General features: G+C 59.3%; 5 protein-coding genes and 2 rRNA genes (1 of these 7 cut by a window edge). 3 read left to right on the forward strand and 4 right to left on the reverse strand.

The features are described from left to right. Positions 1–71 precede the first annotated feature (71 nt). The gene (locus EHW12_RS20180) at positions 72–431 is read left to right on the forward strand and encodes an excalibur calcium-binding domain-containing protein (protein ID WP_125051583.1); all 360 of its coding nucleotides are present in this window, start codon (positions 72–74) and stop codon (positions 429–431) included. A gap of 52 nt (positions 432–483) precedes the next feature. Here the strand turns inward: EHW12_RS20180 and EHW12_RS20185 are convergent, their stop codons facing one another. Then, a complete protein-coding gene (locus EHW12_RS20185) occupies positions 484–1602 on the reverse strand; it encodes an alpha/beta hydrolase family protein (protein ID WP_125051585.1) in 1119 nt (372 codons plus the stop codon). A gap of 111 nt (positions 1603–1713) precedes the next feature. Here EHW12_RS20185 and EHW12_RS20190 point away from each other — a divergent pair, with 111 nt between their 5' ends. Then, a complete protein-coding gene (locus EHW12_RS20190; RefSeq protein WP_125051587.1) occupies positions 1714–4896 on the forward strand; it encodes a DEAD/DEAH box helicase in 3183 nt (1060 codons plus the stop codon). 113 nt (positions 4897–5009) lie between these two features. After that, a complete protein-coding gene (locus EHW12_RS20195; protein ID WP_003940660.1) occupies positions 5010–5585 on the forward strand; it encodes a TerD family protein in 576 nt (191 codons plus the stop codon). A gap of 81 nt (positions 5586–5666) precedes the next feature. Here EHW12_RS20195 and EHW12_RS20200 read toward each other — a convergent pair whose 3' ends face one another. The 3 genes from EHW12_RS20200 to EHW12_RS20210 form a co-directional block, all read right to left on the reverse strand. Further along, positions 5667–6956, reverse strand: a complete 1290-nt coding sequence (locus EHW12_RS20200) for a plasmid pRiA4b ORF-3 family protein (RefSeq protein WP_235808487.1) — start codon at positions 6954–6956, stop codon at positions 5667–5669. 529 nt (positions 6957–7485) lie between these two features. After that, positions 7486–7602, reverse strand: a 5S ribosomal RNA gene (gene rrf, locus EHW12_RS20205). 151 nt (positions 7603–7753) lie between these two features. Further along, positions 7754–10864 (reverse strand): 23S ribosomal RNA (locus EHW12_RS20210) (it continues 23 nt past the right edge of the window).

Below are 10864 nucleotides of genomic sequence, written 5' to 3' on the forward strand. Positions count from 1 at the left end.
GTTATGACCAGTATGCTCAGCCGGCACAGCCCTCAGAAGTGGAAGGGCTGCCCAGTTGAACACGAGGTCACATGAAGCTCCGCCGTCTGGCATTCAGCGTCGCAGGTTGCGCCGCAATCACTCTGGTTGCCGCACCCGCCGCTCAGGCATCCACGGTTTTCGATTTCCTACCGATCGAGATCGCACGCATGATTCCGACTGGCTCTGCCGACGCAGTCCAGCCGTTCCTTCCCCCGGTCTTCGCACCGCCGGCGCCGCCCGCTCCGCCAGCGCCCCAGAACCAGCCGGCGCCGCAGAACACTCCCGCACCAGCGCGGTACTACCAGAACTGCACAGCCGTTCGTAATGCCGGCGCAGCTCCGTTGTACCGGGGCCAGAACGGATACGCCCCGCATCTCGACCGGGACAACGACGGCATCGCCTGCGAGTGATCCAACGCTCGGGTTGTGGTGCATCCACAACCCGAGCACTGTTGTCGAACCGTCAGACGCCCAATGCCCGGGACAGAGTCGGCCACGCCTTCGGCAGTCGTTCACGCCAATACGCCCACGCGTGCGTGCCGTTCGGCTCGTAATCCACCTGCGCCGGAATCTTCAGCTCCTGCAACCGAGCGTCGAACATCTTGGTGCAGGCGTGGGCGGCAACCTCGATGCCGCCGCCGATCACCAGACGCTCGAGCAGTTCAGGAGTCTGCAGCGTCTCGTCAGATCCGGGACGACCGTTTGCAGTCGACACGTAGATTTCCTTGCCACGCAACTTCTCTGCGTTGATCAACGAATCGTGTGCCTCCCACTCCGGTCCCCCTGGCACACCCCAGATGTTGGCCGGATCTCCGCTTCGAGACGATATCGTGGCCTGGACGGCAGTTCGGCCGAGCGGATCCATCGTGGAATAGCAGCCGCTGAATACGGCAACGCCGCGGTACATGTCCGGAAAGCGTTGGGCGAGCATCATTGCGCCCATCGCGCCCATGGAATTGCCGGCAATCGCGTTGATTCCGTTGGTCTCGAGTCGCGCGTCGATCAGCGGTGGCAACTCCTCGGTGATGAAGGTTTCCCACTTGTGCAGTCCCAGCCGCGGATCCGGATTCTCCCAGTCCGAGTACAGGCTCGCGATTCCGCCATTGAGCATCACGACGTTGACGTTCTTGTCGGCGAAGAACGCCGGGGCGCCGCCGATCGTCATCCATCCGCTGCTTTTCTCTCCGGCGTCGACACCCTCGAGCATGTACAGCGCTGGGCGCGGAACCGAATTGTCAGCGGGTAGCAAGATCTCGACGCCGACCTCGCGTCGAAGTGCAGGCGACGCCACCGTCAGCCTGACAGCCTGCGGTGCGGTCACCTTCTCGCCGACGATGGCCGGGACGACGATGTCGTCGCGCAGCTCCGGCTTGGGGCCCGGATCCTCCTGAAGCGGTCCTGGGATCGTCGACCCCGAACTCACGCTGCCCTCGACGCTGCCCAGACTTCCCGAGCTTCCCGAGCTCCCGGAACTCGGCGCTGCCGTCGACAGTCCGCCCAACTGCAAAGAAAGTGCACAGACGGCCAAACACACCGCACCTGTGCGCGCAGATCGGATCCACGCACGCCGCTCAGTCCTCATGAAACTCCCAAACCAGTCAAAGATGTTTCCGTGAACATACCGTGCAGTTCGGACTTTCTTGGACAAACGACCACGACAAGATCTGTCGGTCACCGCTACTAGGCTGGCCCCGTGCAACCGGATTCAGTCAGGGCCCTCGACCTCGACCGAATTCGCGCTGTCGTGGGCACAACCACCTACGAACGCGGACTTACCTACCTGCGGCAGAATGCAGTCGAATCCATCGCATGGAACGACACCGCTGACACCTTGACCGGCGCTGTATCGGGAACTGCGCGAGAGCCGTACACCTGCACGATTTCGGTAAGTCGCAGCGCGGCCGGTAAAGCAACGTTCACGCGTGGCCTCTGCACGTGTCCCGTGCGGATGAACTGCAAGCACGTAGTCGCGTTGGTGCTCGCAGCGGTGGCCGAGGCGAACAAGACTCCACAACACCTCGGATGGGACAGCGCGCTCGAGGAGTTGCTCCGACCAGACCCCGACGGCCGCACAACTCCCGGACTCGGCATTCAATTCATCGCGCGAACCAAAGGCGCATCGACACGGCTCCTCGTCAAACCAGTGCAACCAGGAGCGAGAGGGTGGATCTCCGGCGGACTCGCCTGGAACAAACTCGGAAGCACTTTTCAGTTCCCTGCCGACCACATCCGGGTTCTACGCGACATTCATCTCCTCCACAGCGCCGGCAACCATTACCGAAATCAGAATGCAGCGGAGATCGATCTTGCCGGGTTTCCGAGCCCGCAACTCTGGTCGCTTCTTGATGAGGCGATCAGCGTCGGCGTTTCACTCGTTCACTCGAAGGCCGGCCTCGGCAACATCTCCCTACTCGACGACGCCAACATCTGCCTCGACGTCCACGGAGCGGAAGACAACAACCTCCGTCTCACTCCCCGAATTCAGACCGATGGGCACATCATCACCCATTCCGACTGGGGACTTGTCGGTACACCGGCACATGGTGTCTTCGCGCTCGACGCCGCCAACGCGATCACGCTCGCACCGCTGCACACGCCGGTCACCCACCAATTGAGGCAGTTGATCGACTCCGGAAAGTCAGTCGACATACCCGCCGAGCATCGAGATGCGTTCACTTCGCGGTTCGTGTTCAAACTCGGAAGCCTCGCTCCCGTCCTATCTTCCGACGGTGCTTACAACCCACCGACTGTGTCCGGTCCTCGGCTACAACTGATGGCCACTTACGAAGGCGACCACCGCATCGACATCGAGTCGGCATGGAAGTACACCGTCGATGCCGACGAACTGATCATTTCTACCGCCGATGCAACCACCGACGAGTCCGAGGTCCGCAATCACGCTGCCGAAGATGCCATCACCAACAGCCTCGGCGCGGCCGCGGCGAAGGCCACTCTCGCGGGAACTTTGACCGGCCTCGATTCCATGCAGTTCACACTCGACCTCCTGCCCCAACTCGAAGCGCACGACGCCATCGACCTCACGGTTGCAGGAACCCCCGCCGACTACCGGCCTGCAGACGACGCTGTCGTGATCGGCCTCAGCACATCAGCCCCCGACGGGGACAGCGGATCCGACTGGTTCGACCTCGATGTCACCGTCGATGTTGCGGGACAAAGCGTTCCGTTCACAACACTGTTCTCTGCTCTGAGCAAGGGCGAGATTCACATACTGCTACCGGACGGCGCCTACTTTCGGCTCGACGCACCTGAACTACTCGGCCTGCACCGTCTCATCACCGAAGCGCGGTCGCTACTCGATCGGCCTACCGGCAAACTCGCGATCAGCAAGTTTCAAGCCGGGCTGTGGGAAGAATTGACGACACTGGGAAGAGTCGAACATCAGGCAGCAGCTTGGAAGAAGCAGATCGCAGGATTGCTCGGCGGTTCCGGGATCGATCCCGTCGACGTCCCCGCCACGTTGACGGCAACACTGCGCCCCTATCAGGTCGACGGATTCCGCTGGCTCAACTTCCTCCGGCAGCACAGCCTGGGCGGCATACTCGCCGACGACATGGGCCTGGGCAAGACCCTGCAAACTCTCGCAATGATCTGCACTGCACGGCAATCGAATCCAGCGGCGCCGCCCTTTCTGATCGTTGCTCCCACCAGCGTGGTCTCCAATTGGAAATCCGAGGTGGCCAAGTTTGCACCAACCCTCCACACCGCTGTCATCACGGATACTCTGCGGCGCAGAAGAACCGACCTGGCAACACTCGTCGACGGGGCGGACATCGTCGTGACGTCGTACGCTCTCTTTCGCCTCGACACCGATGCGTATTCGGCGGGCGTCTGGTCCGGACTGGTACTCGACGAAGCCCAATTCGCCAAGAACCACAAGTCCAAGGTCCACAAGTGTGCGACGGCAGTGAACGCACCCTTCAAACTCGCGATCACCGGCACTCCCATGGAAAACAATCTCATGGAGTTGTGGTCGCTCCTCGCGATCACTGCACCAGGACTGTTCCCCAGTCCCACCACCTTCACCGACGTCTACCGCAACCCCATCGAAAAGGAAGGCGACACAGAGCGATTGGCGCAACTTCGGCGGCGCGTCAAACCGCTGATGGTTCGGCGCACCAAGGAACAGGTGGCTGCAGACTTGCCGCCGAAGCAGGAACAGATACTCGAGATCGAGTTGCATCCGAGCCATCGCGCGATCTACGACACCCACCTGCAACGCGAACGGCAGAAGATTCTCGGACTGCTCGACGACGTCGACAAGAATCGGTTCACGATCCTGCAATCGCTGACGCTGCTACGCCAACTCAGTCTCGACGTCTCGCTGGTCGACGAGGAAAGCGGACCCGTCCCATCGGCCAAGGTCGACGCTCTCGTCGAGCAATTGGACGACGTCATTGCCGGCGGACACCGTGCGTTGATCTTCAGCCAATTCACCGGGTTCCTCGGTTCTGTCCGCAACCGACTCGACGAGGAAAGAATTCCGTACAGCTATCTCGACGGTTCGACGCGCAATCGCGGTGAAGTGTTGGAGGAGTTCAAGTCTGGTGCAGTCCCCGTCTTCCTGATCAGCCTCAAGGCTGGTGGCTTCGGCCTCAATCTCACCGAGGCCGACTACTGCTTCATTCTCGACCCCTGGTGGAACCCGGCCGCCGAGGCACAAGCGGTCGACCGTACTCACCGCATCGGGCAGACACGAAACGTCATGGTCTACCGCCTCATTGCCAAAGACACCATCGAAGAGAAGGTCATGGCGCTCAAAGCCAAGAAGTCGGCATTGTTCTCGAATGTCATGGACGCCGAAGGCACACTGGGCACCGGACTCGACGCCGAGGATCTTCGCGCGCTGTTCGAGTGAGGTGCCTATTCGGTCGAACCGCACCTACCCGCTCACGGTAATGTGAGTCGCGAACGGACAACACAGAACTCCCGAACGAAGAAATCCACTTCGTTCGAACGAGAGGAACCTGAATGGGCGTCACACTTGCCAAGGGCGGCAACGTATCTCTGTCGAAGGCCGCACCCAATCTGACCAAGGTCGCAGTCGGTCTCGGCTGGGATGCACGCAGCACCAGTGGTGCCGACTTCGACCTCGACGCCAGCGCGTTGGTCACCGGCCCGGAACGCAAGGTCCTTTCCGACCTTCACTTCGTCTTCTACAACAACCTTCGCTCGCCCGACGGATCCATCGAGCACACCGGCGACAACCTCACCGGTGAAGGTGACGGCGACGACGAGGTCATCAACGTCGACCTCCCGGCTGTACCGCCCAACGTCACCAACATCTTCTTCCCCGTCTCGATTCACGACGCCGATGCGCGACTCCAGTCCTTCGGACAGGTCACCAACGCCTACATCCGCGTCGTAGATCTGTCGAACGGCTCCGAACTGGCACGCTACGACCTCTCCGAAGATGCATCCACCGAGACAGCCATGCTTTTCGGTGAGCTCTACCGCCACAATGGCGAATGGAAGTTCCGTGCAGTCGGACAGGGATACGCATCCGGACTCGCCGGAATCGCCCGCGACTACGGCGTGAACATCTGATCTCTATCGGTACACGAAACGGGGTTCGATTCGGCATTGCCGGATCGAACCCCGTTTCGGTTGTCTGCGTCGACGCGCGAGTTAACGCCGCAAGATCGCCCTCGCGAGGTGAACAGCCCAGGGCGAGTCCGCTTTGCTGCCGAACTTCCCCAGCTCGTACCCCGTAGCGCCGATCAATCCGAGCACCTCTACGGTGCTCCCTGACGTGTCACGTCTGGGAGTCTGAGCCCCAGCCATCAGGATGCTCGACGACCGAATCGACTCCAGCGCTCCCGCGACGAAACGATGACGATCCGCCGGCGACATGCCGGCGGCTACGGCAAGGAGGACAAGGAGTTCCACCGCTCTCTGCGAGCCGCCGGGCGCAACCGGAACTCCCTCGACGATCACCGACCACGTCATTGACGCGTCCCGCTCTGCCGACTGTCCCCGCTTCGTCAGAACAATCTGCCCTTTGTGCTTTCGCACCAGGCCGAACTTCTTGAGCACTGCGAAGAGTGATCGCCCTTGTGGAAGGTTTACAGGTCCCAGTTCAGGTTCGTCGAGCATCGCGTCGACCGTCGTGAAGAAATCATCGGCACCGATCCCTTCGACACCGATCAGAGCCAGAACCGCTTGAATGCGTTGGCCCGCCTCGACGTGGACCAACTCCCCGATTGCCGACTGATCGTCAATGCCTGCTCGGGCGAGGACCGCGTGCAGTTCCGGGACTCGCGAGGGTCCCAGGCATTCGACGAGCTTCGCAATGTCGTACGACGCAGCGATCTCGTCCGGTCTAGGACTATGCAGTCGATTATTGACCTCAGCGATCTCGAATCGTGTCGGCTCGAAATCAGTTTGTGGCCATTCGAGGGTCCATTCATGGGAGCGCAGCTTCTCCGAAGCGAGAACACCGAGGAGCTGCTCGTACTCGTCAGGTCCGACGCATTCCTCCGGCGGACAAGCACCGCGACCCGCGGCACACACAACTTGGAACCCGTCGGGCAGTACTTCGGAAGATTCAAGTGTCAGCGTGTGGCGCCAGTTCCCGAAGCGTCCGTAGCGATAACTGATTTCATCGCCAGGCGAGACCATGACCTCGTCCAGGCGTACCGCGGACTCTACGATCGCCGCTCGGCCGGCGCGACGCTGCTCGGCGTTGCTTCCGGAAGCTACGTACTCTTCGACCTCGCCGGGAAATCGGCTGCCGGACTTGGACCACGCGTGCGATTGACGGTCACTCCACCCCATTGCCCGTTGAACCACCGAATGCAGGTCATCCAGATTCAGATCCGACGCGACGAGGATTCGTCGCCAGATCTGAGTGGAAACATTGTCGACACTGATACGTATCGCGTATTGCGCCGGTACCGCGCGCCTCTTCGAACGCAACGATCGCGCAATCTGAATGCCCCCACGCCCTCCGCCAGCTTCTAGTACAAACCTTTGCAGTTCTTCAGGTTCCGTCGGAACGAGTCGCAAATGCGACACCCTCGAGCTGCTCAACCCCACCATGAGACTCAGCCTAGGCCAAAGTGCTAGGGACGAAGGCACAAAATCGGAGAGTACTTCGGACTTATGAGACGGTTCACAATCTATACCTTGGCTAACAAGTCGCTATGTGCGTCGGCGACGGCATCGTCCTCGCCCAATCCCTGCCCTGATGGTGTGAACGTACCGTTCCCCTCGCCTAAGAGGGTGAGCGTGCCGTTCACTCGATCCCGGACGCGGTGGTGAGCCCACTGTGCTCGCGCCCCTGATGGTGTGAACGGTACGTTCGGTCGATCTGAGGCGACGAACGTACCGTTCGCTCGAAGTCGGGGGTGCCGGCGGCGGTGCTTTCGGGTGTTGGCGGGGGTGGGGTGTTTTGGGTACGAGAAAGCCCCCCAACCAGTACTGGTTGGGGGCTTCTCTAATGTGTGTTCGGCGGTGTCCTACTCTCCCACACCCTGTCGAGTGCAGTACCATCGGCGCTGAAGGGCTTAGCTTCCGGGTTCGGAATGGGACCGGGCGTTTCCCCTTCGCTATGACCGCCGTAACTCTATGAAACTGTCACAGTAACCTTCTTCTGATCACCTGGTTTCACCACCCGTCAACACCAGTTTCTGGTGTTGGGGGATGGAGAAAACATGTTCTCATCAGTATCTGTGTGTTGTTTCAGATACCGCACAGTGGACGCGTAGCTTCTTTGTGGTAAGTCCTCGGCCTATTAGTACCAGTCACCTGCATGCATTACTGCACTTCCAGTTCTGGCCTATCAACCCGGTGGTCTGCCGGGGGCCTTACCCCCTCGAGGGGGTGAGAAACCTCATCTTGGAACAGGCTTCCCGCTTAGATGCTTTCAGCGGTTATCCCTTCCGAACGTAGCTAACCAGCGGTGCTCCTGGCGGAACAACTGGCACACCAGAGGTTCGTCCGTCCCGGTCCTCTCGTACTAGGGACAGCCTTCCTCAAGTTTCTAACGCGCGCGGCGGATAGAGACCGAACTGTCTCACGACGTTCTAAACCCAGCTCGCGTGCCGCTTTAATGGGCGAACAGCCCAACCCTTGGGACCTACTCCAGCCCCAGGATGCGACGAGCCGACATCGAGGTGCCAAACCATCCCGTCGATATGGACTCTTGGGGAAGATCAGCCTGTTATCCCCGGGGTACCTTTTATCCGTTGAGCGACACCGCTTCCACTTGCCGGTGCCGGATCACTAGTCCCGACTTTCGTCCCTGCTCGACCTGTCAGTCTCACAGTCAAGCTCCCTTGTGCACTTGCACTCGACACCTGATTGCCAACCAGGCTGAGGGAACCTTTGGGCGCCTCCGTTACATTTTGGGAGGCAACCGCCCCAGTTAAACTACCCACCAGGCACTGTCCCTGAACCAGATCATGGTCCGAGGTTAGAGGTCCAATTCGATCAGAGTGGTATTTCAACAACGACTCCACGATAACTGGCGTCACCGCTTCACAGTCTCCCACCTATCCTACACAAACCGAACCGAACACCAATACCAAGCTGTAGTGAAGGTCCCGGGGTCTTTTCGTCCTGCCGCGCGTAACGAGCATCTTTACTCGTAATGCAATTTCGCCGAGTCTACGGTTGAGACAGCTGAGAAGTCGTTACGCCATTCGTGCAGGTCGGAACTTACCCGACAAGGAATTTCGCTACCTTAGGATGGTTATAGTTACCACCGCCGTTTACTGGGGCTTAAATTCTCAGCTTCGCTCCCGAAGGAACTAACCGGTCCTCTTAACCTTCCAGCACCGGGCAGGCGTCAGTCCGTATACATCGTCTTACGACTTCGCACGGACCTGTGTTTTTAGTAAACAGTCGCTTCTCACTGGTCTCTGCGGCCCCACCCAGCTCAGACAGTAAATGTCGTCACCAGACAGGGCCCCCCTTCTCCCGAAGTTACGGGGGCATTTTGCCGAGTTCCTTAACCATAGTTATCTCGATCGCCTTAGTATTCTCTACCTGACCACCTGTGTCGGTTTGGGGTACGGGCCGTGTGAAAGCTCGCTAGAGGCTTTTCTCGGCAGCATAGGATCACTGAATTCGCCTCAATCGGCTACGCATCACGTCTCAGGCTATGTGCGACCCGGATTTGCCTAGGTCACGCCCTACACGCTTACACCAGTATTACCACTGACTGGCTCAGCTACCTTCCTGCGTCACCCCATCGCTTGGCTACTACCAGATCAGGTCCCATGCATCCACCAACTCGAGACCCGAAGGTCTTCTCGTGGCTTCAGGATGGTTAGTATCACTGATTCACCATGGGCGCGTTCACACGGGTACGGGAATATCAACCCGTTGTCCATCGGCTACGCCTGTCGGCCTCGTCTTAGGTCCCGACTCACCCTGGGCGGATTAACCTGGCCCAGGAACCCTTGGTCATTCGGCGGACGAGTTTCTCACTCGTCTTTCGCTACTCATGCCTGCATTCTCACTCGTGTGGCCTCCACGGCTAGGTCACCCTGCCGCTTCCATGGCCACACGACGCTCCCCTACCCATCCACACACCTGCCAGAAAATCCTTGGATCAACTGGGGGCTATTGCGTGAATGCCGCAGCTTCGGTGGTGTACTTGAGCCCCGCTACATTGTCGGCGCAGGATCACTTGACCAGTGAGCTATTACGCACTCTTTCAAGGGTGGCTGCTTCTAAGCCAACCTCCTGGTTGTCTTCGCGACCCCACATCCTTTTCCACTTAGTACACGCTTAGGGACCTTAGCTGGCGATCTGGGCTGTTTCCCTCTCGACTACGAACCTTATCGCCCGCAGTCTCACTGCCGCGCTCTCACTCACCGGCATTCGGAGTTTGGCTGATTTCGGTAAGCTTGTGGGCCCCCTAGACCATCCAGTAGCTCTACCTCCGGTGAGAAACACGCGACGCTGCACCTAAATGCATTTCGGGGAGAACCAGCTATCACGGAGTTTGATTGGCCTTTCACCCCTACCCACAACTCATCCCCTCAGTTTTCAACCTAAGTGGGTTCGGTCCTCCACGACGTCTTACCGTCGCTTCAACCTGGCCATGGGTAGATCACTCCGCTTCGGGTCTAGAGCATGCCACTGACTCGCCCTATTCGGACTCGCTTTCGCTACGGCTACCCCACACGGGTTAACCTCGCGACATGCCACTAACTCGCAGGCTCATTCTTCAAAAGGCACGCCATCACCCCCAGCAGTAAACTGCTCGAAGGCTCTGACGGATTGTAAGCGCACGGTTTCAGGTACTATTTCACTCCCCTCCCGGGGTACTTTTCACCTTTCCCTCACGGTACTAGTCCGCTATCGGTCACCAGGGAGTATTCAGGCTTATCGGGTGGTCCCGACAGATTCACACCAGATTTCACGGGCCCGGTGCTACTTGGGTTTCCATTACAACAGTCACAAAGTTTTCGTGTACGGGATTCTCACCCTCTACGACAGGCCGTTCCAGACCACTTCCACTAACCCTGTGATTTCTTACTGTTGGCCAACACGGCAGTATTGACAAAATGAACCCCACAACCCCACGAATGCAACACCTGCCGGCTATCACACACCCATGGTTTAGCCTCTTCCGCTTTCGCTCGCCACTACTCACGGAATCACGGTTGTTTTCTCTTCCTGTGGGTACTGAGATGTTTCACTTCCCCACGTTCCCTCCACACGCCCTATATATTCAGGCGCGGGTAACACGACATCACTCGTGCTGGGTTTCCCCATTCGGACATCCTCGGATCACAGCTCGGTTGACAGCTCCCCGAGGCTTATCGCAGCCTCCTACGTCCTTCATCGGCTCCTGGTGCCAAGGCATCCAC

Origin of the sequence: Rhodococcus sp. NJ-530 (assembly GCF_003860625.1) — a bacterium.
Taxonomy (GTDB): domain Bacteria; phylum Actinomycetota; class Actinomycetes; order Mycobacteriales; family Mycobacteriaceae; genus Rhodococcus_F; species Rhodococcus_F qingshengii.